Below are 24715 nucleotides of genomic sequence, written 5' to 3' on the forward strand. Positions count from 1 at the left end.
ATTGCAGGAGAACAAACGATGAAAATCCGATTCTTGATTAAAGATTCCTCTATATTCCAGAAAATAATGGCTGCCTTTCTGGCAGCCTTGTTTCCACTCATGGCGATTACCTGGTTGATTAATGAGAAGGGTTCGGACAATATTCGGAGTGAAATTTCCGAGTCTATTCTAAATACGACTCGCTTCTATCTGGATTCACTCGACAAGGAAGCAGACCGGATCAGCCGTTATTTGCCGAACTATGTGATGGACAAAGACTTGATGGAAATTGCAACTACAGGCAATTACATGAGTTATTACGATCGTGCGCAAAAAATATTAGATATCCAAAGACGGCTTGAATTGATGAAGAACTCAAGTCCATTTATTCAAGAAGCAAGGGCGTATATCCCTCTTATCGACCGAACGATTCTTAGCAATAAATTTGAAACTTCGATGAATAAGCAGGAATATGCTTCTATGCAGCAAAACAAGAGATTATACGAAGAACCTTTCATTTACTGGAACGATCGATTATTTATTTCCATGCAATACCCCATTAATACCGTTAAAAATCCGATTTATATCGTAGCGGTTGAATTATCGACTATCAAAATCAGAGAAACGTTATCTCAAATCGGCAGCTCGCGTGGTGGACAGAGCGTATTGCTCAATCTGGAACGTGGTTGGGAGATCGAGAGTGACATGGATCCGGAACTGCTGGAACAAATGAAATCCTTCGCTGCGGATAAGCGGGAATTGCAAAAAGACGAAGGATACGAAACGATTATGTATAATGGTAAGCGGTTTCTTACGGTATATAAATACTCCAGTCTCTGGAATTCCTATTCGATTATGTGCATTCCCGAAGAGACGATTTTGGGTTCTCTTGAGATCTATCGAACATTGTTCTGGTGGGCTTGCGCGCTAGCTGTGGGTATTGTCGTTTTCTTCTCCTACTTTCTATTACGATTTATCTATCGGCCATTAATGAAACTTGTACATTCCTTTCGGCGCGTTCAGCAGAATAGGCTGGAACCGATCGTGATCGATCGTGGAGCCGATGAGTTCGGGTATTTGTACCAAGCTTTTAATAATACGATCCGATCCTTGAAAACACTAATCGAGGAAAATTACGAGCAGCAAATCAGGAACCAGCGTTCCGAACTGAAACGATTGCAATCGCAAATTAATCCTCATTTTTTATATAATTGTTTTTTTGTATTGTGCCGGTTAATTAAATCCGAGAATCAGAAGGAAAAGGCTTATCAATTCTGCCTGTACATCGGACAATATTTTCAGTTCATTACTCGCGATGACGAGGATGATATTCCGCTGGGGCTGGAGGTCAATCATTCTCGCACGTATGTAGACATGCAAACCATATGTTACGGAGACCGTATTCAAGTCAAGTTCGAAGGTGATGTTCCTGATCTCTTCGTGCCGAGGCTGATTCTGCAGCCGATCATCGAAAATGCTTATAAGCATGCCTTGGGCAATATGATTCAGCAGGGTGAGCTATGGGTTCATTGTGAGCGGGTGGGCGATGTATTCTCCATCTATGTCGAAGATAATGGCCGAAGCATCTCCGATGCGGAGATCGAACAGCTTCAGAAGCGACTGCGTCAATCCACCACTAGGATGGAGGAAACAACCGGAATCATAAATGTGCATCGCAGAATACAGCTGCGGTACGGTGAGGAATATGGCATTACAGTGTCACGTTCTGCTCTTGGTGGACTTCAAGTAAGAATCAATCTGAGCGCGAACTAGAGGAGGAATCAGCATGTACCGACTGCTAATCGTCGATGACCTTCCCATTATTGTCGATGGTCTTCTGGAGCTATTCAATGAGACCGATCATTTACAACTCGAGGTTATGAAGGCATATTCAGGTGAAGAAGCACTGGAGGTACTGTCTCATCACCGTATTGATATCGTGATTTCCGACATTAAGATGCCTGGACTGGAAGGGATTGAGCTGCTTCGGGAAATCAAATCCCAGTGGCCGGCCTGCAAAGTTATTTTCTTAACAGGATACAATGATTTTCATTATGCAAGGAGCGCAATTACGTACGGTGGGTTCGATTATATTCTGAAGGTCGAAAGTGATGAGAAAATTATTCAGTCCGTAGAACGGGCGATTGAGAAAATTGAAGAAGAAAATAACCAAGAACAGATGATCGCTAGAGCGCAATCCAAAATGAGACTGGCATTGCCCTCCCTGCAAAAAGAGTATGTGTGGGAGCTCTTTCAAGGCAAGCATGTATCGGATAGCCAATTAAAGCAGGCGTTCAAAGAAATCGATATCCCGCTTGATGCGACATTGCCGGTTTACTTGCTCATAGGCAGGGTAGACGCATGGAAAGAAATGTTCACGACGCCGGATAAAGCGTTATTGACTTACGCCGTACAGAACATTTGCGATGAGTATTTGTCCACGCAGGTCAGATGCTATTCCGTTGTATTCGAGTTATCCAAAATCGTCTGGATGATTCAACCGAAAATCCCGGATGGATCGTCTATCGAATACGGGGATCAGGATTGGATCAGAGCTCATCGGTATACGAGCGGTATTCTGGAGACTGTGCAGGGAAATTGCAAGAGATTGCTGAGTTTATCGGTTTCTTTCCTTCTTGGAAGTGAAGCAACGACATGGGATAACATATCTGATCGGTTTCACTCGATCAAATACGGCCTGGTACAAGGACATGGATTATTTAATGAGGTCATATTGACCGATAAAGACATTCAAAGAGAAGTGAACGGTGATCTGAGTGGGAACTACCACGATGCCTTCTATCACGCCCGTGTTCAATTGCTGATGTCTTGTCTCGAGAATAATCATCGGGAGCAATTCAACAAGCTGTATGCCGAACTAACGTCCATTTGGAATGATGAGGAGTCGCCGAATGAGCGGAAGATCGAACTGTATCATTCGCTTTCAGCTGTTTTTCTGTTCTATATCCATAAGAATCGGGAAATTCGGGATTACATCAATACGCTGATGGATCTGGATAAGTTATATCGCTATGGAGATTCCGCATCATGGTCGGAGCTGATTCAATACTTCTCGCAAATGGCGGATTGCTTCTTCGAATGGAATGCGCTGCGGGGTACGCAATTGCCGACAGAGGTCGTGAATAAGGTACATCGATATATTGAAGAACATATTTCCACTGATATTTCCTTAAATGCGCTGGCCGATTACGTGAGCTTGAATCCATCGTATTTGTCCCGACTTTATAAGCAAATCACTGGAATGGGGTTATCTAAATATGTGAACGACTATCGTAACCTGATTGCCAAGGATATGCTGCTCAACACATCGATGAAAGTGAATGAAATTGCTGCTGCCCTGGGGTACAACTCAGCACTTGCGTTTATTCGCTTCTTCAAGAAGCAGAACGAAACGACGCCGCAAGATTTCCGTATGGCAAGGATCCATATACAGAATCAAGGTCAATAAATGTATATGAAATGTCAGTAACGATCTCTTTTGCCTACGTTCCTACCGCCTTACAATGGAAGTACACTAGGTGCGCAAGAGGAGGAGTAGTCTTGAGAACATTAACAGCTGTATTACTTGGCGCTGGCAGTCGAGGAAGATATATTTATGGGCCCTACGCGGAGAAGTTCCCGAATGAATTAAAGATTGTTGCCGTAGCTGAGCCGGATGATGAACGTAGAAATCGATTTGCAGAGATTCATAGAATTGCCCCAGAACATGTCTACGATTCTTGGGAGAAAGTATTCGATCAGGGTCAAATTGCGGACGTGATGATAATTGCTACGCTCGATCGGATGCATTATATACCAGCGATGAAAGCGATGGAGCTAGGCTATCATGTCATGCTAGAGAAGCCGATGTCTCCTTCCATGGAAGAATGCATCGAATTGGAGCAAGCTTCGCTTCGGTATAAGCGATTGCTCGTCGTAACCCATGTCCTGCGATATTCCCCGTTCTGGTCTGGGATCAAAAAATGCATCGAAGACGGTGAACTCGGAACGATAGGTACGATTCAATTAACCGAAAATGTGGGCTACATGCATATGACACACAGTTATGTCCGCGGGAATTGGCGCAATTCGGAGGAGACGAGTCCCATGATCCTGGCCAAATCATGCCATGATCTGGATCTCATCTCATGGCTTATGAATCAACCGTGTACAAGCGTGAGCTCGTACGGATCATTACTGCATTTCAGGGCGGAGAACGCTCCGGAAGGCTCCGCGGATCGCTGTATCAACGGCTGTGAGGTTGAGAAGGAATGCGCCTTCTCGGCGATGAAAATATATATTCAGCCCCCGGAACACCCTTGGGCACGCTATATGACGAATGATTTGTCGCAAGAGGGGATCTTGAAGGCGCTGAAGGAAGGACCGTGGGGTCGCTGCGTGTATCGCTGCGATAATAATGTCGTGGATCACCAGGTAGTCAACATGGAGTTCGAGAACGGAGCGAATGCATCGTTCATCATGTCAGGGCTGACACAGAGCGGCACGCGCCGGGTTCAAATTATGGGAACACAAGGCGAGATCATCGGGGATATGGACAAAGGATCTTTCACGCTGTACCGCTATGTATCGGGCGAGAAGGTTGAGATTGGCTGCAATGTGGAAGGCGATGGTCATGGAGGCGGCGATGACCGTATGGTAAGCTCATTCCTGCGGAATGTGCGTCAATTCGACAGCAATCCATCGCAAGGTTTGACCTCGGCGACGGCATCCCTGCAGAGTCATTTGATCGCATTCGCGTCGGAACATTCGAGATTGAACGCAGGTCAGGCGGTCAAGCTTTCGGACTTGCAGAAGAAAGGACAAATGTCTGTATAAGATCAAATGATACTAGGAAGCCTCTTTCGAAGTGATGGGATGCCGTCATGGAGAGGGAGGTTTTTTAGTATGTATTTGATTCAAGAAATCGAGTCAATATGGAAAAGGTTTTTCGTTACATAATCTCAAGGCATAATAAAAGACCGCTCTACTGGAATGACTTCCGGATCTGCGGCCTTAGGACAAGATTCTATTATAGGGTCAATCTGTATCTAAAGGTGGTGAAATTAATGGAATTTAACAGTCTTGATACGAGCTTCTTCTTCATAGGTGAGTGGTTTTGGGGATCTTGGAGTGTGCAAGTGGCGTTGCACAGAATATTCCATTTTTTGATAATCCTCATTACCTGAATTCATCGTTGGATTCCAATTTTCCGTTACCCAATTTTTAAGTTCTTTAAGACCTGCTAGCATTTCCTCCAGCCTCCTTTGGCGAAGAAACAATATATTTTGTATTGTTCTGGTTACGCTTTCATTATATCATAGAAATTAGTTTTTTAAAGCTGTGTCCACGTGAAAAACACAGTTTTTAAGTGAACATTGTGTGTTAATTAGGGTTTGTGCTTCCTATGGAGAAAAGTGTCTCCTTGTAGGAGACACTTATATTAGATTTAAAAGGATAATCTATTGCCCTTGAGAGCCGCAAAGGATTTCTAGTAATTACCAATACGGCAGATGACTTTAAGGTCGTAGATAGTGTTACTCTGATAATAACTAGAGCTGCATATATCGTCCGATATTCTATTTTTAATTGGAAAATAAGGTCTTATTTTATGGGCATTTACTTAAATGAAACTATTTTTCTAGTATGATCGTTCTTCCGGTGGAAATAAATTTTATTTTTAAAAAAATAGAGAAAATAATTTACAGAACTAAATTTAAGTGATATCTTGAATATGTAGAAAAGAAACCGTTCACATCTTAAGGGGGATTATCAATGACACTCAACAAGTTCCACGGAATTATACCTGCCTTCTATGCTTGCTATGACGATCAAGGAAATATTTCCGAATCCCGGACACATGCCTTATGTGATTACTTATTTGAAAAAGGAGTTCAAGGTGTTTATGTGGGAGGTAGTTCTGGAGAATGTATCTACCAGAGTCTGGACGAACGCAAAGCGGTACTTAGCTATGTAGCTAGTAACCTGAAAGGTAAAATGACACTGATTGCTCATGTAGGAGCCCCTTCTACTAGAGATAGTATCGAATTAGCAAAACATGCGGCGAGCTTAGGATATGATGCACTATCCGCAATCCCACCTATATATTTCAAATTACCTGATAGTGCAGTAACTAAATATTGGAGCGATATTATGGAGGCAACTCCTCTACCGTTCATTATCTACAACATTCCTCAGACTACGGGATATACACTAACTCCAGCTTTATTCGAGAAACTGCTTACTAATAAAAAAGTTATCGGTGTTAAGAATTCTTCTATGCCACCTATGGATATTGAACGCTTCAAAAGAGTGGGTGGAAAAGATGTAGTGGTCTTTAATGGACCGGATGAACAGTATGTTGCGGGAAGAATCATGGGAGCCGATGCTGGCATTGGTGGTACTTATGCAGTTATGCCGGAGCTGTTCTTGCAAGCTAATACATTTGTACTTGCCGGCAAGTTTGAGGAAGCAGGACAACTTCAAAGTGAGATCAACGATATCATCATCGCGCTTTGTTCCCTCAAGGGTTCTATGTATGCGGAAATTAAAGAGGTTCTGAGATTAAGAGGCGTAAACATTGGTAGTGTAAGAGCACCGCTTGAAGGGGTAGCCGCTGAAGATGCTGGTCCAATCGCAGATATTATGAAATTGATTGATCAAGCGATCGAAAAATATTGTGGTTAATGCAATGAAGAGAACCATCGTATGCTTTGGTGATTCCAATACTTGGGGCTACGACGCAGAGACAGATCAAAGGTTTAATGATGAAATACGTTGGACCGGGCTTCTGCATGCAGAACTGGGCGACGCTTATCGTGTCATAGAGGAAGGGCTTCCTGGTAGAACCAGTGTTAGTGACGATCCGCTATTTGAAGGGTTAGCCGGAATAGCTTATCTCTATCCATGCCTCATGTCACATGCACCACTTGATTTGGTAGTGATCATGCTTGGGACGAATGATACGAAAGAAAGATTTGAACAAACTTCTTATAACATCGCACAAGGTATTGTTAGACTCGCTCATAAAGCTAGAGGGAGCGGGGCAGGTCCAGCCGGAAAAGCTCCAGAAGTGCTTGTATTGGTTATTCACTAGTTCGCTTAAGAACAGTTCAGATGTTGTGAAGATGCCTCCAGACTGGTGGCCTAAATCGATTACATTCTCCAACTATGTGGATGTGTTTCAGAACCAACCGGCTTTGAGATGGACGTTTAATAGTATTTATGTCTCAGGCGTATCTACGATTATCGTTATTATTGTAGGCGCTATGGCTGCCTATGCATTCTCAAAGATCAATTTTAAAGGTAAAGATATCATCTTCATTATTTTCATATCGAGCTTGATGATTCCTAAGGAAATTATGATCGTGCCTTTATTCCGGATTACACAGCAATTTGGAATGGTGAATTCGTATAACGGTATGATTTGGCCGAACGTTGCGGGTGCATTTGGAGTCTTCCTATTAAAAGGATTCTTCGATTTAACCCCTAACGCTTTAAGAGAAGCCGGAAGAATAGATGGTGCAAATGAATGGAGAATCTTTACTCGCATCATGGTGCCTATTATTAAACCTGGTATTGGAGCCTTATTTATTCTAAATTTCGTGCAAGTCTGGAATGATTATTTGTGGCAGCTGGTTATAGGCCAAGAGAACAAAATGAAAACATTAATGGTTGGTACTGCAACCTTAATGCAGGATCTGAATCCTAATTTCGCATATAAAATGGCCGGAGCCACCATTGCTGCAATTCCGATGTTGCTAGTGTTCATGTTATTCCAACGTTTCTTCACCAATGGAATTACAGCAGGAGCAGTCAAAGAATAAATAAAAATGTGGAGTGGGTTACTGATGAATACTGAAAATAATGTACTTAAAAAGATAAAACATAAACTAGTCGTCTCCAGTCAAGCCTTACCCGAAGAACCGCTGCATAGTCCGTTTATAATGGGAAGAATGGCTTATGCAGCATACTTGGGCGGTGCTTCAGGTATTCGGGCAAATAGCGTAGCGGATATTCAAGAAATTAAGAAAACAGTGGATCTACCTATCATTGGGATCATCAAAAGGGTATACGAAGGTTCTGAAGTGTTTATTACACCAACCCTGAAGGAAGTAGATGAGCTTTACCGCGAAGGGGTAGATATCATTGCTATGGATGCGACAGACCGGACTCGTCCGGATGGATCAACCATCTCAGAACTATTTCCTCACATAAGAGAGACCTATAAAGATCAACTGTTTATGGCAGATTGCTCTACATTTGAAGAAGCTGCTAAAGCCGTTGAGCTGGGGTTTGATCTTGTGGGAACTACCTTAAGCGGATATACAGAATACACCAAAGAGCGGTCACTTCCAGATTTCGAGCTAGTCAAGCAAATCGTAAGCAACTTCTCTGTGCCTGTGATAGCTGAAGGCGGTGTTTCCACTCCTGAAGAACTGAAGAAAATGTTTGATCTAGGTGTTTTTTCAGCAGTAGTCGGCTCAGCGATTACAAGACCAATGGAGATTACCAAAAGGTTTGTAGACGCTATTCAGTAGATTGCCGGAGAGGGTAGATAAGGATGAGAATTCTCGCTGTAGATATTGGCGGTACCAATACCAAGATGTGTATATGCGATAAACTTGGGAATGTTCATAACTTTAAGGAGTATGCAACTGAGAGCCACTTGGGAGGGCCGCATGTAATCTCAAGATTGCTTGATAAGATTGCAGAAAATGATGATTTTGATGCCATTGCTATAAGTACAGCCGGTCAAGTCAATGCTGAAGAAGGAATTATAGTCTATGCTAACGAAAATATACCTAGCTATACAGGGATGAAGATTAAGGAAATTGTAACTAATCATTTTCATAAACCTGTTATGGTAGAGAACGATGTGAATTCAGCAGCATTAGGCGAGGCTTATTATGGTGCTGCCCAGAACTTTAACAATTTCTTATGCTTGACGTTTGGCACGGGCATTGGTGGTGCCATTGTATTGAACCGCCAAATCTATAAAGGAGCAGATGGGGTGGCGGCCGAATTTGGTCATATCCTGACACATCCATTGTCAGATGCGGTGGAGGGACTGCCTTTTTATGAGAAGTATGCTTCAACCACTGCTTTAGTCAAGATGGCTCAGCAAGCAGATCCCGAATGTACAGACGGAAAAGTCCTTTTTGATAAAATTCACAAAGGGGACGAAGCTCTGAAACAGATCTTGGATTCATGGGTAACTGAGGTGTCCGCGGGTTTAGCCTCAATTATTCATATTTTCAATCCATCCGCTATAATTATTGGGGGCGGTGTTATGGAACAAGAAGATTTAGTTCAAAGGGTAGAGGAACGGACGAAGTCTTTAATTATGGAGAGTTTTGCGGGTGTAAGAATTGTTAAGGCCTCACTTGGGAATAAGGCAGGCTTGCTTGGTGCTTCCTCTTTATTCGCACATTAAATCATTGTAAAGGAGGGGCTTATTTGCGAACAATCAGTATTTTTTCTTCTATTCATTCCAAGTACAATAATTTGACGAATACGGAGAAGAAGGTAGCGGACTACGTCCTGGAGAACACGAGAAGTGTTGTCTATATGTCGATTACTGATCTTGCAGATGCGTGCGATGTAGGTGAATCAAGTATTTTTCGATTTTGCAAATCTTTAAGTTATAAAGGGTATCAAGAGTTCAAGATTGCACTCGCTCATAGTATCACTGTAGAGAATGAGATCCCGCAGCTTACGGATCAAATTCTAATGGACGACACTACTGAAGCTGTGGCTTCCAAAGTGCTGACCACAAATGTAAGTGCACTGAACGAGACCTATAATTTAATTGATATACAGAAGATCAATGAAGCTATTGATTATATGATAAACGCGGAACGAGTATCATTTTTCGGCGTAGGCTCTTCATTAATCACGGCGATGGAAGCCAAAATTAAATTTATGCGCATTACTAACAAAACGGAGTGTTTGATGGATTCACATCTTCAGATGATGTCTGCGGCGCTAATGTCTAACCGAGATGTAGCTGTAATCATTTCTTACTCCGGTTCAACGAAAGATAGTATCGAGGTTGCTAGAAAGGCGAAGGAACGAGGCGCTAAGGTGGTGTCCATTACGAGATTTGAAAAGTCACCTTTAACGTCGTATTCGGATCTTACCTTACTTTGTGGTGCTAATGAGGGTCCTCTGCAGGGCGGTTCATTATCTGCTAAGATCTCACAACTCTATCTGCTGGATATTTTATATGTGGAATATTTCAAAAAGACTAGTGAGCAGTCCATTATCAATAAAGAAACAACAGCTGCAGCAGTTAGTGAGAAGCTCCTATAAGTGCGAGTTCAAAAAGTATGGTTTTTAACACCGAGAAGATTGGATGAAGGTAGAAACTGAGGAGCGGAGCGTAGTGGAAGCTACGTGAGCACCGGAAGTTTCGCCTGAATTCAATATTCGATGTCGAGTAAGCTTCTTGGGCTACTTCGTGATCAAAAGCGGACTTTTTGAACAACCTCTGTAAGATAATTGAGATGTGAGGAGAATGAGACAATATGATCTTAGGTTCATTGTCATCTTGGGAAGAGCATAGCAGATACGAGAATTCAGTCATTGTAGAGGCTATTGAGGAATTGAAAGTCATCTTACGACACGAACCTGATCTCGGGCGAATCGAGATGCGCGGTAACGAGATATACGTTTCGATTATGGCGCTTGAGGCGAAGTCGCTAGAGGAACAGGTTGCTGAAAAGCATGAGGCTTATATTGATGTGCATTATCTGATCGAAGGTGAAGAAACGATCGGTTGGTCCCCTTTGCAAGAAGGGATCGAGGCTACTAAGCCTTACGATGCCGAAGCAGATTATGCGCTTTATCCTCCGTCATCCGATGAAATTTTGTTAACTTTGAAGCCGGGGATGTTCGCAGTCTTTTTCCCGCATGATGTACACAGACCTGGTATGGGTCAACCGGGCATGAAGATTAAGAAGGCTGTTATTAAGATACATGTAGGGTTATTAAGTTCATAGATTTTGTACAAGAGTGACAGACACATTCGATATTCTGAACGGTAAAAGTCAAGAAAGCAGCGATTCTCCTTTTTATTGGAGGATCGCTGCTTTGCGTTTCGGTCATTTGCAGCTTGCTTCTGTAGATTATGGGCAGGTAAAAGCCAAATCGACTTCTAGCACTACTGAAGAAGTGAAACGGAAGCTCTGATAGATAATTAGGGGAAATCTCCGTAAAATTCTGCGATTTTTGCTTATTTGACTAATAATTAGGGAAAATCTCCCTCTAATTCAACTGATTCGTTGGTGAATATAGATATTACCACGATTTTTAGGGAGGAATTCCCTAATTCTATTCATTAAAAGCAATTATCGGCTATAATCAGGGAGATTTTCCCTAATTACTCTCTACAAAGAATCCGTCCGATAATCAGGTTTCTCTAATTTTGTGACAACCACGTCTAATTTTACATATAAACATTATAACGTTATATTTACTTAACGCGCTATTCGTGTTATTTTAAACATTATAATGTTATATGGAAAAAGGTGAGAACAATGGATGAAAGATACGTGCTCCGTCAGGTGAAACGGGTAAGCGGAGAAGAGATCGACATTGTAATCGAAAATGGCAAGATCGCTGAGATCACCCCGGCAGGTGAGGCGCATGGGGAGCAGGAGTGGGAAGGTTCAGGCGCGTACGTATCCAGTGGCTGGATCGATATGCATGTGCATGCCTTTCGCGAATTTGATCCGTATGGTGACGAGATCGATGAGATCGGTGTCCGGCAAGGGGTGACCACTCTAGTCGATGCCGGTAGCTGCGGGGCGGATCGGATAGGTGATCTGGCTCTGGACGCGTCTCAGGCTAAGACGAATGTGCTGGCTTTCTTAAATATCTCGCGGATCGGACTGCTAAGAATTGATGAATTGTCCAACTTGGAATGGATTGATAAGGAGAAGATCCTGCAATCCGTCCGAACCTACGGGGAGATAATCGTGGGATTAAAGGCTAGGATCAGCAAAAGCGTTGTGGGTGGCAGCGGGATTGAGCCGCTGCATATTGCACGAAGCCTTTCAATGGAGACGGGCCTGCCGTTAATGGTACATATCGGTTCAGCACCGCCAGATATCAGAGAGGTTATGCCCCTTTTGCAGCGTAAGGATATCGTGACCCATTATCTCAACGGAAAAGAGAATAATTTGTTTGCTGCGGATGGTCAGCCGCTTCAGGTACTGACTGAGGCCATTGAACGGGGAGTTCATCTCGATGTGGGACATGGAACAGCAAGCTTCTCTTTTAAGGTAGCTGAGGCTGCTAAACGTAATGGTATTGGACTGAATACGATTAGCACGGATATCTATCGAGTGAACCGAATGAAGGGACCAGTCTTTAGCATATCTAATGTACTTTCCAAGTTTCTATGTTTGGGCTATGCTCTGGATGAGATTGTGGCAGCGGTTACTTCCAATGCGGCGGAATGGCTGGGCAGGCCGGAGCTGGGCCGAATTCAGGTGGGAGATCCTGCAAACTTGACTCTCTTCACCCTGCAGCATAAGTCTGCAGTGCTTGTGGATTCTGAAGGAGAAGAAAGAATGACGGATAAAGTAATCCATGCAAAAGGAGTGGTTATAGGTGGGGAATTCATTAAATGCGAAATACGGGCTTAAACGCGTAATCAATGCAAGCGGCAGAATGAGTATCTTGGGTGTGTCGGCTCCGTCTGACACAGTGATGGAGGCTATGAAGCAAGGCGGACAGAGTTATGTGGAAATAGCGGATCTGGTGGATAAAGCCGGAGATTACACGGCACGAATTCTCGGCGCTGAAGCAGCGCTTATCGTTAACTCAGCCTCCAGCGGTATTGCATTGTCCGTTGCGGCGCTAGTGACCCAAGGCAATCGGCGCCGCAGTGAACGTTTGCACCAAGAAGCCATTCCACGCAATGAAATCATCATTCTGAAGGGGCATAATGTACAGTACGGAGCTCCTGTGGAAACGATGGTCTATCTAGGTGGTGGGAAACTAATTGAGGTCGGTTATGCGAATGAAGGCCGTGCCGAGCATATAGAGGATGCCATTTGTGAGCAGACGGCTGCCATTCTATACGTGAAGTCCCACCATGCGGTGCAGAAGAATATGTTATCCGTCGAAGAAGCATGGGAGATCGCAAAACGTAGGGGCATTCCACTAATCGTAGATGCCGCAGCGGAAGAAGACCTCTGTAAATATGTGAAATACTCTGACCTGGCAATTTATAGTGGTTCTAAAGCTATTGAAGGGCCTACATCCGGTATTATCGCCGGCAAACGTAATTATGTGGAATGGGTTAAGGTCCAATTGTATGGAATAGGACGCAGTATGAAGGTTGGTAAAGAAACTTCCTTTGGTCTGCTGCAAGCACTAGAGGAATACATGGTCAAGGAAGACAAGAGTGACACCGAGAAAGCGTCTTTGCAGGGATTGATGGTGTTGAATGAACTTCCGGGAATTCGTGTAACCATTGTGCAGGACGAGGCGGGCCGTGCCATCTATCGCGGCCGGGTTCAGGTTGATCCACAGCAGGCCGGAATTACGGCGAAAGAATTGGTGGAGGGGTTGCAGAAGGGCGAGATTGCGATCTACACCCGCGATTATGGAGTGAAGCAGGGATATTTCGATATTGATCCACGGCCGCTTCTGGGGGATGATCTGCACGTGATTGTAGACAGCATTCATAAATTAATAGGGGGACAATAAGATGACGATTTCACAACGTTTTTATAAGGGCCGCACCGCATTAAATGTACTCGCTAAAGATATCGCTAATGCTAAAGAAATTTATGAAGCGGCGGAAGGTTATGTACTGGTCGGTGTGCTCTCTAAGGATTATAAGACGGTAGAAGAAGCCGTAACCGCCATGAAGCAATATGGTCAAGAGATTGAAGATGCGGTATCCATTGGCTTAGGTGCAGGGGATAATCGCCAAGCGGCAATTGTGGCCGAGATTGCTAAGCATTATCCGGGTAGTCATATTAACCAGGCATTCCCGGTGGTTGGAGCTACACGCGCTAATCTTGGTGGGAAAGACAGTTGGATCAACAGCATGATCGCCCCTTCTGGTCACGCTGGTTATGTGAATATTTCTACAGGAGTCTTCAGCGCTGCGCAGAGTGAAGCGGCGATTGTACCTATAGCATCGGCAATTGCGCTTGTTCGGGATATGGGTGGTAATGCACTGAAGTATTTCCCGATGGAGGGATTAAGCCGTGAAGAGGAATACCGCTCTGTCGCTAAGGCCTGTGCTGAGGCAGGGTTCGCACTCGAACCAACCGGTGGAATTGATATGGACAATTTCGAGGAAATACTAGAGATTGCGCTTGAAGCAGGGGTGCCACAAGTGATTCCGCATGTCTACTCATCCATTATCGATAAAGAATCGGGCCAGACCCGGACCCAGGATGTGCGTGATTTGCTTGGAATTATGAAGAGGCTGACAGATAAATATGCCTAAACGAATCGGGGCATTCGGAGAAGTGATGATGCGTCTGCAGGTGCCGGGAGTTCAGCTGCTATCCCAGGGAAACAGCTTAAACTATTCATTCTCTGGTACCGGGGTTAATGTCAGCGCTGCACTGGCACGCTTCGGGCATGAAGGTTATTTGATTTCCCGTTTGCCGACTACTTCCTTGGGAGAGGCCGCCGCCGCGTATTTGCGGAAGCTGGGCATCTCTTCTAGCCTCGTTATACGAGGAGGAGAATATCTGGGCTTGTATTTCTTGGAGAACGGATTTGGTGCACGTCCAAGCAAGGTAACTTACAGCAATCGTCTGGAGAGTAGCTTCAATACGGCTCCTGAGGAAACTTATAATTATGAAGAGATTGCGCGAAGCCTGGATGTGATCCATTTCTGCGGCATTACGCTGGCTATGAACGATAGTGTACGTCATCATATGAAATCCTTGGCTAGAGCTGTCAAACAGCAGGGTGGGACTGTGATCTTTGATTGCAACTATCGTCCGTCCTTGTGGGGACCGGAAGGCTATTCACAAGCGAAGCCGCATTACGAGGAGATGCTGCAGCTGGCCGATATCGTAATGATGAATGAGAAGGACGCAATCTTTATCTTGGGGATCAGCACTGAACAAGCTGAACGTGAAGAGCAATTGATCGAACTGATTCCAGCAGTTGCGAAGCATTACGATATCTCGGTGATCGCAGGCACCCATCGCAGTATTCATGGCGACAACTCACATTCACTGCGTGGGTTTCTTTATAAGAATCAGAGCTTCTTCTTTTCGGATACGCTGAGATTTCTCGTCTATGATAGAATAGGGGCTGGAGATGCCTATACGAGCGGAATTGTGCATGGCGAGCTAACAGGATTTACACCTGAGCAGACAGTACGGTTTGCCGCTGCCGCTAGTATGTTAGCCCATACTGTCGAGGGCGACACTCCCATGGCTTCAGAAGCGGATATACTTCGAGCTATGACTCTATCCGTAGGCGATGTAGAAAGGTAGTGAACCTCTTGAGTTTGTCCCGAAAAGATAAGCCCTTATATATGCAAATTGCAAATATTATAAAGGATCGGATTCTACACGGAGTCTATCCTATTGGATTGAATATTCCTTCCGAGCCTCAGCTAGAGCAGGAATTCAATGTCAGCAAGATCACTGTACGCGGTGCCATTCAGGAGCTCGTCCAAGAAGGATTTCTGGAAAAGGGGAGCGGCAAGGGGACGAAGGTGATCCGTAATACCTCATCATCCAAGCTGTCCAAGTGGAAAAAATTCACGGAAATTCTAGTGGATGAAGGGCACCAAATTCGGAAGCAATGGCTGAAGGCGGAGCGAGTATATAATGAAGTCGAAAGCGAAGCCTTTCGTTTATTCGGCGAACGTTGTATACGCTTGGAACGCATATATAGTCTCAATGATATTCCATACGTTCATTACACGCATTATTTAGTAAATGGTATGGATGATTTGGATCTACTGGACTTAAATGCCCAGTCCTTGTATGAACTGCTTGAAGAGCGGAGCGTTTCCTTAGAGAAACTGCGTGATGAATTTTCCGTTGCCGTTCCTCCGCCTGATGTAGAGGAGATATTGCTCCTTGATAAGAAGTGTCCCTTGCTGAAGCGAACTCGTTATTCTTATGATGAGCTGGGCAAGGTAACTGAGTATAGTGTAGGCTTTTACAATACAGAGCTGCAGAATTATGTAGTGAACTATGAGGTGTAGTTAAAACGACTCGTGATATCGCTTGGTCAATGATTCATTAGCAAGAAAACCATACGCAATCACATCTCCAACATAATGCAGAAATTGAAAGTTAAAGGCCGTTCACAAGCGGTTGTCGAGCTGATTAGGCTTGGGGAGCTAAAAGTGACGCATTTATACCTTCTCCACCTTTACGGGTGTGGGGAGGTTTTTTGTTGTAGAGGAAAACTAAAACCAAGCGATTGCTGTCCACTGATGGATGTTATCGCTTGGTTTAGTGTTTAAGATCGATATTCATGGTGTCAAAATCAACCTTGCATTTAGCTCTTATCATAAAATCAATACCAACAATTCCATCAAAGCCATAAGGCTCTTGTATCGAACCAAGCTGAATTGGTAAATCAGTCAAAGTAATAAGTTCAATGAGTATGTCAGGAATCTGCTGCTCATAGCAAATTTCGCTAGTCCCCCCAACCCCATACATTCGTTTTGCTCGTCCATTAATAAAATCAATATGGATGCCTATTACAGCTAATGCATCGGTATCAAAGACGGTTGCCGCACTTCTAAAAAAAATTCTTCTATAACCTCAACGTCGTTTCTGCTCGTATGAAATACATACAACTCACGCGTCGGATGAAGCTTGTGTAGTTTTTTGTAGCCGCTACAAGCTTCTTGCGGATTATCGTAGTCTTGAATGATCGATAAATAATGGAGGTTAATGTTATAATTGTAGTTATATAGTACTGTACGGTTGATAAGACCTACATAAATTTCTTATATCTGAATCAATACCATATAAGCGATTGTACCGAATGCTATGGATAATAGCATATTTCTTCGCCAGAGATGAAGCAACGCGACGATTGCGACGGATATTAGCTCCGGTAATCCGTGATTACCGGACAATACGTTAGTGTTCTTTAGGCTATAAATAACAAGGAGTCCAATCGTTGCTGATGGAAGAACTCTACCTAGGTATTGAATGTACTTTGGGGTTGGACGTCCCGGTGGGAAAATAATGAACGGAATAAAACGTGTCATCATCGTGCCTAGCACAACCATGGCAATTGTAATGATCTGCTGAAAAGTAGACATCGTCATGCGGTTTCACCTACCGGTTCCTGTTGTTTACGAGTGATCGTAAGTGCTGCAATAATTAGGATCATTGCGGGGATCATGAAGCTGTCACGTCCAAATATGATAAGGCACAGTATGGAGATAACAACGCCTACTAGAGCACTTCTATGGGTCGATCCACTCTTCCATTGCTCAATAAAGATAACAACGAATAGTGCTGTCATCACAAATTCGAGACCTTCCATATTCATGTGAAAAATCGATCCGAATACTCCCCCGATACAAGCGCCTACGACCCAATAGCAATGATTTAGCAGCGTGACGAAGAACATATACCAACCGCGATCCACTCCTTCAGGGATCTTCGCGGAATAATTGATGGTGAATGATTCATCACAGAGACCAAAAATCAAATAAAGCTTCTTCAGCCCCGTACCTTTAAACTTCTCCAGCATAGATATGCCATAAAATAGATGTCGTGCATTAACCATTAAAGCAAACAATAATGCACTTAATGGATGATAAGCACCTAATAACAAGTGAACCGTTAGAAATTCCACCGATCCAGCATAAATAAGCGAGCTCATTAGAAAGGTATAGATCACATGAAACCCTGATACATTCATGTAAATTCCGTAGGCGATCCCCAAAAATAAAAAAGCGGCAAGAATGGGAAAGGTAGCAGGAGCCGCGGTGCGGAATGCTACATAAAGTTTGTTATTGTTACGCATGTTACTTACAACCCCTTAGCTTATGTCCATGTCATTGTAGCAGTGCGAATCCATACAATCAACGGTATAATTGTATGGATTACAATTTTGTGGGAGGACAATATGCCGATCAATTCTTTTGTTAATTACCCGATGTCGTGGCGACCTGACAGACATACGCTGAAGCGTCCGATCTATCATTCCATAGCCTCATTACTTGAACAAGATATAGCTAGCGGTCTTTTGGTACCCGGAACGAAGCTTCCCCCTCAACGTGAGCTAGCGGATTTTTTAGATGTTAATTTCACAACAATTACACGCGCTTATAAGCTATGCGAAGCTAAAGGACTCATCTATGCTATTACAGGAAGTGGTACCTTTGTGGCAACGAATGCAACGCGCTCGATAGCAATATCGAAGGACAAAATTTCTCATGACTGTATTGATCTGGGGCTTGTTGCTTCGTTTGAGCAGAGTAACTCGATCGTAGCTCAGGTCGCAAGAAGGGTTATGCATAGAGGCAATATAGAGGAACTATTAAATTACAATGATCCTACAGGAATGCCACATCATAAACTGGCAGGCCTATCATGGATGCAAGCATTTGGAATACAGGCAAATATCAATAACATCGCAATTGCATCCGGTGGCCTGAATGCGTTGGTCATTACGTTATTTGCTCTCTTCGAACCTGGACAACGGATTGCCGTTGATGTATTCACCTATTCTAATTTTATTGAGCTTGCCCGAATGTATCGTATTCAGCTTGTTCCGATTCCAGGCGATGCCTCTGGAATGCTACCACAAGTGCTGGATAACCAGTGCCAGCTGCTGGATATACGTGGTATATTCCTGATGCCTTCTTGTACAAATCCTACAACCGTTATGATGACTGATGGGCGGAAGCGTGAAATTGCTAACGTTATCCAGAAACATAACTTGCTGCTCATAGAAGATGATATTCATGCGTTCTTAACGGCAGGTCATTTAGAAGAATACAAACAACCGATGTACTCATTGCTTCCTGATCAGACCATCTATATTAGCAGTACGACAAAATCTATTTGCTCTGGACTTAGGATCGCTTATATCGTATTTGGAGAGAAATTCAAAGAGAGAATTGAGCGGGCTATTTTCAATATTAATGTGAAGACATCCTCCCTAGATGCCGAGATTATTTCTGAGCTTATTGTATCGGGTAGTGCTGCTGAGATTGTCGCATATAAAAAAGAACTGGTCCAAGCTGCGAACAAGCTATTTTCGACATATTTTCCACAAACAGCAGCCGAAGGGCACCCCTTAAGTTTTTTTAAATGGATTCCCTTATCAGGATACCGTACAGCCGCTGAACTGGAGTCAGAACTGTTACAACAAGGCGTTCGAATATTCCATTCCGATTGGTTTCTTAGTGGTGCCAGCACACCGGACAAGTATGTACGTGTAGCCTTATCGTCGTCATCCTCATTGGATGAGCTGGACACTGGACTGAAGATTCTGAAGCAACATATGTCCTTAGACTAGGATGTGTCTGAAAGCTCAGCTTACAGAGAGATTCTCTGTGGGCTGATTTGGATTTTTTGCATCTTAGTATGTGATAAATATAACTATTTAAATTTATGAATATACAAGCTGTGATGACTGATGTAAAATTACACTACCTGAAGCGTTCTGGAACAGCTTAAGGGCTTTTTGCATGCTCTTTTGCAGATTGCAAAGAATAGGGGCATGTCTACTATAGAAAGATTAATGGAGGTAGGAGAGTTTTATGAAGAAAAAAGCATTAAAAAGAATGTTGATGTTGTCGATGATGGTCGTTGTCGTCGCTGTACTTGCAGTAGGTTGTGGTTCAAAGAATAGCACGAATACAGCATCGACAGAGGGTAACGCAGCAGAGGCCTCAAATGAAGCTGTTACTTTGTCGCTTGGCTTACTGCCTTCGATTGATGCGATTCCTTTTGTAATTGCTCATGAGCAAGGTTTTGATAAGAAGCATGGAGTGAACCTAGATATCCAAACGTTCAAGAGTGCAAAAGACCGTGATGTCGCCTTTCAAGCAGGCAAGTTAGAGGGGATCAGTGCTGATTTGGTTGCAATTTCTATCTACAATGAAGCCGGGCTGGATGTGAAGATCACTAGCACAACTTTTGGTGAATTCGATTTATTGACTGGGAATGACGCCATCCAAGATGTGAAGGATCTGAAAGGAAAAACCGTGATTTTGTCCAAAAATACCTCCACACAATATACTGTGGCAATGATGCTGAAACAAGCGGGTTTAACGGAAGATGATATTACGGTAACTGAGGTTCCACAAATCCCTACCCGTTTAGAATTGCTTAAGAACAATAAGGCAGATGCAGCTATTTTACCTGAACCATTTGTAACTATGGGTAAAGCTTCAGGCTTGCGCGTGCTTAGCTCCACGCATACAGCGGGAGTGAATCCATTTGTACTGGCTTTCCCACAAACCGCTATTGATGCTAAGGCAGATGCGATTCGCAACATGTATGCTGCTTATGACGAGGCTGTAGCGTATATGAAATCTCATGATCAATCCGAATATATCGATCTTGTGATCAAAGAAGTTGGTTATCCAGAAACGTTGAAAGATGAGATCAAGGTACCTGATTATGTCCCTGCCAATCAAGTGGATGTGAAAGAAGTAGAAGCCGCATTTGCATGGGCACGGGAAAAAGGTTTGCTTAGCAAAAATATCTCGGCTGAAGATGTGATTTCTGATGTCCAATTCAAAAAATAAGGGACTCGTCATTAAGGGTCTTAAAGTAGAGTACAAGACAGGTCAACTGGCCTTAGGAAAGATGGATCTATCTTTACCGGAGCATGGGATTTACACGATCATCGGACCCTCTGGCAGCGGAAAATCAACTTTATTACGGGCGATTGCGGGCTTGCTGCCAAGCTATATGGGGCAAATTCTTTTTAATGAAAAATCCGTGCATGATAAAGAAACTCTGATCGGCCTGGTACCGCAAAACTACGGGCTTCTTCCATGGAAGACTGTACATGATAATATTCAAATCGCGATGAAAATCTCGCATACTGCGAGCACATCCAAGCAAGAACGGGAGAATCAGATTAATCAGTGGCTGTCATCGATGGGAATCTCTGATTTAGCTGATCGTTATCCTCTTTCTCTTAGTGGAGGACAGCAGCAAAGAGTGGCAATCGCCAGAGCGTTCGCCATTTTGCCCACTATTTTACTGCTGGACGAGCCTTTCTCCGCACTGGATGCGATTACGCGGGAAACGCTACAGATTCTGTTTTTGGATAACTGGTTAGCGCATCCGGCGACTACCTTATTTGTTACCCATGATGTGGAAGAAGCTATTCTGCTGGGGCAGAAAATTATTGTTATGCCATCTAATAAAGAAGAAGCTCCGGAAATGATCGATAATCAATTGGTATTTCAGATGAAGCATGAAGATAAGCGGGACAGTGTAGATTTCTTTGAGCAGACTAAGCGAATCAGAAAGGTAATGCAGGAGATATGGTGAGAAAAAATCGGATTCATCACATAATAAGACTGTTGTTTGTGTTCTTTTGTATGAATGTGGTTTGGTATATTGCCTATTTGCTTATGAATCATTCGATTTTGCCGAGTCCATTCGCGGTATATAACGCTATGTTTCACTTAGGTGGTCAGGAGATTGCTTTAAATGTAGGGTATAGCTTGTTCAGAATTTTTGCAGGTGTAGTGCTGGCATTAATCATTGGACTGCTCATTGGTCTTCTGATGGGACGTTCGCTGACTTGGAATAAGCTGCTGGACCCTGTGGTCTACTTGACCTATCCTGTTCCCAAAATTGCCCTGCTTCCCGTTGTGATGCTGTTCTTCGGGCTTGGTGAAACGTCTAAAATCTTAATGATCATGCTGATTCTCTTGTTCCAGATTATTATCTCCGTTAGGGATGGTGTGAAGGCTATTCCTGAGAATACCTATGATGTCTTAACGAGTATAGGGGCAAGTACAGTGCAGAAATTCTGGCATGTGACACTGCCAGGTGCACTGTCGGTCATTCTGAGTACGATTCGTATTTCACTGGGAACAGCGATATCTGTACTCTTTTTCACGGAGATTTATGGAACTGAGCATGGCATGGGCTTCTTCATTATGGATGCTTGGTTAAGACTGGATTATCCGGAGATGTATGCGGGAATTATGCTGTTCAGCTTGGTGGGATTTGTCCTCTTCTTACTTGTTGATTATCTTGATTACAAGTTTATGAAGTGGCGGAATTAAATATAGTTGAAGATATAACTATAGCTTTCCTTTGTCGAGTTTAGGCAAGGGGGGGCTTTTTTTGTGTGATTTTAGAGTGGCAACAAAGGGGCTTCAAATTAGTATATCAATTCGGTTAAGATGGATAAGTATTCGATAAACTGTATTGGATACACATCCAAACTAAGGGAGTAAAACGATGAATAAGCGCACATCGGGATTTGAGCACAGCACAGCATCCTTTGCTGAGAAGAAGGTTACCTGGCTGGAACTATTTTATGATCTGCTTTTTGTAGCTGCAGTTTCAAAAGCGAGTCATGTCTTGTTGCATGTAGAAGCGGGTACAATTCCACTTGAATATTTATCTAAATTTATCTTAATATTCATTCCGATCTGGTGGGCCTGGGTGGGACAATCGCTTTTTGTAAATCGGTTTGGACAGGACATCTTTTCACACCGAATATTTCTGATTCTACAATTATTTTTTGTATTAATAATGACGGCCAGCTTATCGGTTAACTTTGATCAATACTATATGCCATTTCTAATCGGTTATGTTGGCTTAAGAGCTATGACTGCCATTCAATATCTTACGGTAAATAAGAATGAAGCAGCTGATAGAAAGGACACTGCCCGTTATCTGGGAAGTCGTTTTTGGATTGGATTAGTGATCTCTGCTTTATCACTTTTCTTTGACTCTTGGATACGTTATGTAGTTTTGTATACAGGAATTACTATAGACATTTTGCTTCCATTAATCGGTCGGAGATACTTGGTGAAAAGCCCGATAAACACTCATCATTTATTAGAACGTTTCTCGTTGTTTACCCTTATTCTGCTTGGCGAATCTGTGGTCAGTATACTTGCAGTCTTACAGTCTAGCCACTGGACGTGGCAATCTATTTTATTTGCATTATTAACTTTTCTATTAATTATAGCTATGTGGTGGCAATACTTTGATAATGTTGAAAAGAAAGTGGACAAAACGATAGAGACTGCCGGGCAAACCATAATTTATGGGCATTTATTTATTTATGTATCCTTAAGCATGATTGCAGCTTCAATCCAACTGCTATTTTTAGAACAATTAGATTACACATTTATGGTATGTTTTATTTTTGGATCGGTCCTGCTCTACTTCTTCTCTACCTCACTGGTCTTCCATAAATATAGACGTATACAGCAACGGTTAGGGATATTTCATTTGGCGTTATTATTAGGTATACTTGGAGTTTTTTTCGCAGTAGATTTGTTGTTCCTTATACCCAATTACCTGATCATTGGAGAAATGGTGTTATTTTTTGCTGTGTATGCAAAATTAACGACTTGAGCTTCGTTGTATCGAAGCTGAATAAATTGAAGAAGGAAGCCGGGTCATTGCAACCCGGCTTCCTTCTTTCATAATGGGAGTGTGCGGTATCCCCCTGTCGTTATTGCCCAAGAAGCGCTGGCACGATAAATCGGCCGAACACATTAGCTGGTGAGCCTTTCTTGTATTTATCCGCAGTAATGACTGCAACCAGCTCATAGGATGGAACCACAATAATATGCTGGCCCATGAAGCCAAGCGCAAAATAATAAGGGATCTCCTTTGGCTGCTGCTCCGTACCTGCATTGAATGATGATACCCACCAGTGCCATCCGTAGAAGCCCTTCTGTGGTAGCGTGGCTGCGACATAGGGGCGAGTGGACTTCTGAACAGTACCCGAATGAATGAGCTGTTGATCCTTCCAGCGCCCTTCTTGCAAATAAAGGAGACCAAATTTCAGCATATCCTCAGGCATCATATAAAGGCCAAACCCACCAGTATGTATGCCTTGTGGATCACTGTCCCAGCGATAGCTTTCGATGCCAAGCGGCTGAAATAGCTGATCTTCAGCAAATGCTGCAACGTCTTGTCCAGAACATTCACGCAGGATAGCGGATAAAATCTGGGAGCAGCCGGAGTTATAGTTCATCTCAGTGCCTGGCTTATGAGATAGCGGCTGGGCGAGCACAAACTTTATCCAGTCTGCGGTTCTAGTCATAGTCGGAAAGGAATTTTGCCCCCCAAATTCTGTCCAGTTAAAGCCTGCTGTCATTGTTAATAAGTGACGGATAGTGATTTCTTTTTTTCGTTGATCTTGATCCTCTTTTAATAAAGGGAAAAATAGAGAAATAGGTGTATCAGGTGGCGGAACGATTTGTTTATCTATGGCTATGCTGACTAAGGCGGAGAGCACGCTTTTGGTGCATGAGTTAATTTTACCTAGCTCCTTAGCGATTTCTGGCTCGCGATAATGCTCCAGTATAGGTTTTCCATGTTGAATGATTAGACAACTGCGAATTTCTAGGCCAGTAATACCGTCTATAAGCGGCTGAAGGTTCCAATCAGTAATGTGAATGGCCCCCTTTCATAGATGAGTTGAAGCTGTAGCTGCCTACCATTATAGCTTATATAGGGTGCATTACATAAACCTTGTAATTTCCTGTCGTTAATTAAATATGGAAAATATAAGTAATTATCTGTATAATGTTATGAAT

26 protein-coding genes and 1 pseudogene are annotated in these 24715 nt (G+C 43.2%); 22 read left to right on the forward strand and 5 right to left on the reverse strand.

The window, feature by feature from the left end; all coding sequences use genetic code 11:
• The first annotated feature begins 18 nt into the window (after nucleotides 1–18).
• From MKX35_RS08985 to MKX35_RS08995, 3 genes are all read left to right on the forward strand, one after another.
• Nucleotides 19–1752: a sensor histidine kinase gene (locus MKX35_RS08985; protein ID WP_076286024.1), complete on the forward strand. Its 1734-nt coding sequence runs from the start codon at nucleotides 19–21 to the stop codon at nucleotides 1750–1752.
• 13 nt (nucleotides 1753–1765) lie between these two features.
• Nucleotides 1766–3448 carry a response regulator gene (locus tag MKX35_RS08990; protein ID WP_076300450.1) on the forward strand — a complete coding sequence of 561 codons (1683 nt, stop codon included), beginning with the start codon at nucleotides 1766–1768 and terminating at the stop codon, nucleotides 3446–3448.
• Nucleotides 3449–3540: 92 nt separating this feature from the next.
• On the forward strand, nucleotides 3541–4815 hold the full coding sequence (locus MKX35_RS08995; protein WP_076286026.1) for a Gfo/Idh/MocA family protein: 1275 nt from the start codon (nucleotides 3541–3543) through the stop codon (nucleotides 4813–4815).
• 227 nt (nucleotides 4816–5042) lie between these two features.
• On the opposite strand, the gene MKX35_RS09000 is transcribed toward MKX35_RS08995, so the two are convergent.
• The gene (locus tag MKX35_RS09000) at nucleotides 5043–5228 is read right to left on the reverse strand and encodes a hypothetical protein (RefSeq protein WP_042130754.1); all 186 of its coding nucleotides are present in this window, start codon (nucleotides 5226–5228) and stop codon (nucleotides 5043–5045) included.
• A 523-nt stretch (nucleotides 5229–5751) separates the two neighbouring features.
• Here MKX35_RS09000 and MKX35_RS09005 point away from each other — a divergent pair.
• The 14 genes and pseudogenes from MKX35_RS09005 to MKX35_RS09070 form a co-directional block, all read left to right on the forward strand.
• Nucleotides 5752–6663 (forward strand): dihydrodipicolinate synthase family protein, encoded by a 912-nt coding sequence (locus MKX35_RS09005; RefSeq protein ID WP_042191380.1) that lies wholly within the window; start codon nucleotides 5752–5754, stop codon nucleotides 6661–6663.
• Between the two features lie 4 nt (nucleotides 6664–6667).
• Nucleotides 6668–7072 carry a GDSL-type esterase/lipase family protein gene (locus MKX35_RS09010; protein WP_076300451.1) on the forward strand — a complete coding sequence of 135 codons (405 nt, stop codon included), beginning with the start codon at nucleotides 6668–6670 and terminating at the stop codon, nucleotides 7070–7072.
• Nucleotides 7053–7802 carry a carbohydrate ABC transporter permease gene (locus tag MKX35_RS09015; protein ID WP_179086731.1) on the forward strand — a complete coding sequence of 250 codons (750 nt, stop codon included), beginning with the start codon at nucleotides 7053–7055 and terminating at the stop codon, nucleotides 7800–7802. Before MKX35_RS09010 ends, MKX35_RS09015 begins: the two co-directional genes overlap by 20 nt.
• 24 nt (nucleotides 7803–7826) lie before the next feature.
• Nucleotides 7827–8516, forward strand: a complete 690-nt coding sequence (locus MKX35_RS09020) for an N-acetylmannosamine-6-phosphate 2-epimerase (protein WP_042191372.1) — start codon at nucleotides 7827–7829, stop codon at nucleotides 8514–8516.
• Between the two features lie 23 nt (nucleotides 8517–8539).
• The gene (locus tag MKX35_RS09025; RefSeq protein WP_076286030.1) at nucleotides 8540–9412 is read left to right on the forward strand and encodes an ROK family protein; all 873 of its coding nucleotides are present in this window, start codon (nucleotides 8540–8542) and stop codon (nucleotides 9410–9412) included.
• 23 nt (nucleotides 9413–9435) lie between these two features.
• Nucleotides 9436–10290 carry a MurR/RpiR family transcriptional regulator gene (locus tag MKX35_RS09030; RefSeq protein ID WP_076300453.1) on the forward strand — a complete coding sequence of 285 codons (855 nt, stop codon included), beginning with the start codon at nucleotides 9436–9438 and terminating at the stop codon, nucleotides 10288–10290.
• Between the two features lie 215 nt (nucleotides 10291–10505).
• Nucleotides 10506–10979 (forward strand): YhcH/YjgK/YiaL family protein, encoded by a 474-nt coding sequence (locus tag MKX35_RS09035; protein WP_076300454.1) that lies wholly within the window; start codon nucleotides 10506–10508, stop codon nucleotides 10977–10979.
• Between the two features lie 13 nt (nucleotides 10980–10992).
• Complete coding sequence (locus tag MKX35_RS09040; protein WP_179086734.1) at nucleotides 10993–11169, forward strand: hypothetical protein; 177 nt, start codon at nucleotides 10993–10995, stop codon at nucleotides 11167–11169.
• Between the two features lie 347 nt (nucleotides 11170–11516).
• Nucleotides 11517–12629 carry an amidohydrolase/deacetylase family metallohydrolase gene (locus MKX35_RS09045; protein WP_076300455.1) on the forward strand — a complete coding sequence of 371 codons (1113 nt, stop codon included), beginning with the start codon at nucleotides 11517–11519 and terminating at the stop codon, nucleotides 12627–12629.
• The gene (locus MKX35_RS09050) at nucleotides 12595–13698 is read left to right on the forward strand and encodes a DgaE family pyridoxal phosphate-dependent ammonia lyase (protein ID WP_076286034.1); all 1104 of its coding nucleotides are present in this window, start codon (nucleotides 12595–12597) and stop codon (nucleotides 13696–13698) included. The genes MKX35_RS09045 and MKX35_RS09050 overlap by 35 nt, the downstream gene beginning before the upstream one ends.
• A gap of 1 nt (nucleotide 13699) precedes the next feature.
• Nucleotides 13700–14452 (forward strand): 2-dehydro-3-deoxy-phosphogluconate aldolase, encoded by a 753-nt coding sequence (gene dagF / locus MKX35_RS09055; protein ID WP_076286035.1) that lies wholly within the window; start codon nucleotides 13700–13702, stop codon nucleotides 14450–14452.
• The gene (locus MKX35_RS09060) at nucleotides 14445–15461 is read left to right on the forward strand and encodes a sugar kinase (protein ID WP_042191359.1); all 1017 of its coding nucleotides are present in this window, start codon (nucleotides 14445–14447) and stop codon (nucleotides 15459–15461) included. Before dagF ends, MKX35_RS09060 begins: the two co-directional genes overlap by 8 nt.
• Before the next feature lie 8 nt (nucleotides 15462–15469).
• Nucleotides 15470–16183 carry a GntR family transcriptional regulator gene (locus tag MKX35_RS09065; RefSeq protein ID WP_076286037.1) on the forward strand — a complete coding sequence of 238 codons (714 nt, stop codon included), beginning with the start codon at nucleotides 15470–15472 and terminating at the stop codon, nucleotides 16181–16183.
• Nucleotides 16184–16185: 2 nt separating this feature from the next.
• A pseudogene (locus MKX35_RS09070) lies at nucleotides 16186–16330 on the forward strand (LuxR C-terminal-related transcriptional regulator); the annotation flags it as partial.
• Nucleotides 16331–16436: 106 nt separating this feature from the next.
• On the opposite strand, the gene MKX35_RS09075 reads toward MKX35_RS09070, so the two are convergent.
• The 3 genes from MKX35_RS09075 to MKX35_RS09085 all read right to left on the reverse strand — a co-directional run bounded on the left by MKX35_RS09075 (nucleotide 16437) and on the right by MKX35_RS09085 (nucleotide 17973).
• Nucleotides 16437–16646 (reverse strand): hypothetical protein, encoded by a 210-nt coding sequence (locus tag MKX35_RS09075; RefSeq protein ID WP_081383030.1) that lies wholly within the window; start codon nucleotides 16644–16646, stop codon nucleotides 16437–16439.
• A gap of 293 nt (nucleotides 16647–16939) precedes the next feature.
• On the reverse strand, nucleotides 16940–17266 hold the full coding sequence (locus tag MKX35_RS09080; protein ID WP_042191355.1) for a branched-chain amino acid transporter permease: 327 nt from the start codon (nucleotides 17264–17266) through the stop codon (nucleotides 16940–16942).
• Nucleotides 17263–17973, reverse strand: coding sequence for an AzlC family ABC transporter permease (locus tag MKX35_RS09085; protein ID WP_076286038.1), 711 nt, complete (start codon nucleotides 17971–17973; stop codon nucleotides 17263–17265). The genes MKX35_RS09080 and MKX35_RS09085 overlap by 4 nt, the downstream gene beginning before the upstream one ends.
• A gap of 102 nt (nucleotides 17974–18075) precedes the next feature.
• Here MKX35_RS09085 and MKX35_RS09090 point away from each other — a divergent pair, with 102 nt between their 5' ends.
• The 5 genes from MKX35_RS09090 (at nucleotide 18076) to MKX35_RS09110 (ending at nucleotide 23522) form a co-directional block, all read left to right on the forward strand.
• Nucleotides 18076–19473: an aminotransferase-like domain-containing protein gene (locus MKX35_RS09090; protein WP_076300456.1), complete on the forward strand. Its 1398-nt coding sequence runs from the start codon at nucleotides 18076–18078 to the stop codon at nucleotides 19471–19473.
• A 244-nt stretch (nucleotides 19474–19717) separates the two neighbouring features.
• The gene (locus MKX35_RS09095) at nucleotides 19718–20710 is read left to right on the forward strand and encodes an ABC transporter substrate-binding protein (protein ID WP_143759552.1); all 993 of its coding nucleotides are present in this window, start codon (nucleotides 19718–19720) and stop codon (nucleotides 20708–20710) included.
• Nucleotides 20691–21467, forward strand: coding sequence for an ABC transporter ATP-binding protein (locus tag MKX35_RS09100; RefSeq protein ID WP_076300457.1), 777 nt, complete (start codon nucleotides 20691–20693; stop codon nucleotides 21465–21467). Before MKX35_RS09095 ends, MKX35_RS09100 begins: the two co-directional genes overlap by 20 nt.
• 50 nt (nucleotides 21468–21517) lie before the next feature.
• Nucleotides 21518–22213 (forward strand): ABC transporter permease, encoded by a 696-nt coding sequence (locus tag MKX35_RS09105; RefSeq protein ID WP_231573342.1) that lies wholly within the window; start codon nucleotides 21518–21520, stop codon nucleotides 22211–22213.
• 178 nt (nucleotides 22214–22391) lie between these two features.
• On the forward strand, nucleotides 22392–23522 hold the full coding sequence (locus tag MKX35_RS09110) for a low temperature requirement protein A (protein ID WP_076300458.1): 1131 nt from the start codon (nucleotides 22392–22394) through the stop codon (nucleotides 23520–23522).
• A 100-nt stretch (nucleotides 23523–23622) separates the two neighbouring features.
• Here MKX35_RS09110 and MKX35_RS09115 read toward each other — a convergent pair whose 3' ends face one another.
• Nucleotides 23623–24576, reverse strand: a complete 954-nt coding sequence (locus MKX35_RS09115; protein WP_341044456.1) for a serine hydrolase domain-containing protein — start codon at nucleotides 24574–24576, stop codon at nucleotides 23623–23625.
• Nucleotides 24577–24715 lie beyond the last annotated feature (139 nt).

The sequence above is a fragment of the Paenibacillus sp. FSL R5-0923 genome (genome assembly GCF_038009145.1).
In the GTDB taxonomy this organism is placed as follows: domain Bacteria; phylum Bacillota; class Bacilli; order Paenibacillales; family Paenibacillaceae; genus Paenibacillus_AQ.

What these genes read in the sequence shown, in the direction of transcription:
- MKX35_RS08985 (WP_076286024.1), top strand. Translation starts at nt 19, where the DNA reads ATGAAAATCCGATTCTTGATTAAAGATTCCTCTATATTCCAGAAAATA.
- MKX35_RS08990 (WP_076300450.1), top strand. Translation starts at nt 1,766, where the DNA reads ATGTACCGACTGCTAATCGTCGATGACCTTCCCATTATTGTCGATGGT.
- MKX35_RS09000 (WP_042130754.1), bottom strand. Translation starts at nt 5,228, where the DNA reads ATGCTAGCAGGTCTTAAAGAACTTAAAAATTGGGTAACGGAAAATTGG.
- MKX35_RS09005 (WP_042191380.1), top strand. Translation starts at nt 5,752, where the DNA reads ATGACACTCAACAAGTTCCACGGAATTATACCTGCCTTCTATGCTTGC.
- MKX35_RS09010 (WP_076300451.1), top strand. Translation starts at nt 6,668, where the DNA reads ATGAAGAGAACCATCGTATGCTTTGGTGATTCCAATACTTGGGGCTAC.
- MKX35_RS09020 (WP_042191372.1), top strand. Translation starts at nt 7,827, where the DNA reads ATGAATACTGAAAATAATGTACTTAAAAAGATAAAACATAAACTAGTC.
- MKX35_RS09025 (WP_076286030.1), top strand. Translation starts at nt 8,540, where the DNA reads ATGAGAATTCTCGCTGTAGATATTGGCGGTACCAATACCAAGATGTGT.
- MKX35_RS09035 (WP_076300454.1), top strand. Translation starts at nt 10,506, where the DNA reads ATGATCTTAGGTTCATTGTCATCTTGGGAAGAGCATAGCAGATACGAG.
- MKX35_RS09045 (WP_076300455.1), top strand. Translation starts at nt 11,517, where the DNA reads ATGGATGAAAGATACGTGCTCCGTCAGGTGAAACGGGTAAGCGGAGAA.
- dagF (WP_076286035.1), top strand. Translation starts at nt 13,700, where the DNA reads ATGACGATTTCACAACGTTTTTATAAGGGCCGCACCGCATTAAATGTA.
- MKX35_RS09060 (WP_042191359.1), top strand. Translation starts at nt 14,445, where the DNA reads ATGCCTAAACGAATCGGGGCATTCGGAGAAGTGATGATGCGTCTGCAG.
- MKX35_RS09075 (WP_081383030.1), bottom strand. Translation starts at nt 16,646, where the DNA reads ATGTATGGGGTTGGGGGGACTAGCGAAATTTGCTATGAGCAGCAGATT.
- MKX35_RS09080 (WP_042191355.1), bottom strand. Translation starts at nt 17,266, where the DNA reads ATGACGATGTCTACTTTTCAGCAGATCATTACAATTGCCATGGTTGTG.
- MKX35_RS09085 (WP_076286038.1), bottom strand. Translation starts at nt 17,973, where the DNA reads ATGCGTAACAATAACAAACTTTATGTAGCATTCCGCACCGCGGCTCCT.
- MKX35_RS09090 (WP_076300456.1), top strand. Translation starts at nt 18,076, where the DNA reads ATGCCGATCAATTCTTTTGTTAATTACCCGATGTCGTGGCGACCTGAC.
- MKX35_RS09095 (WP_143759552.1), top strand. Translation starts at nt 19,718, where the DNA reads ATGAAGAAAAAAGCATTAAAAAGAATGTTGATGTTGTCGATGATGGTC.
- MKX35_RS09100 (WP_076300457.1), top strand. Translation starts at nt 20,691, where the DNA reads ATGTCCAATTCAAAAAATAAGGGACTCGTCATTAAGGGTCTTAAAGTA.
- MKX35_RS09105 (WP_231573342.1), top strand. Translation starts at nt 21,518, where the DNA reads ATGAATGTGGTTTGGTATATTGCCTATTTGCTTATGAATCATTCGATT.
- MKX35_RS09110 (WP_076300458.1), top strand. Translation starts at nt 22,392, where the DNA reads ATGAATAAGCGCACATCGGGATTTGAGCACAGCACAGCATCCTTTGCT.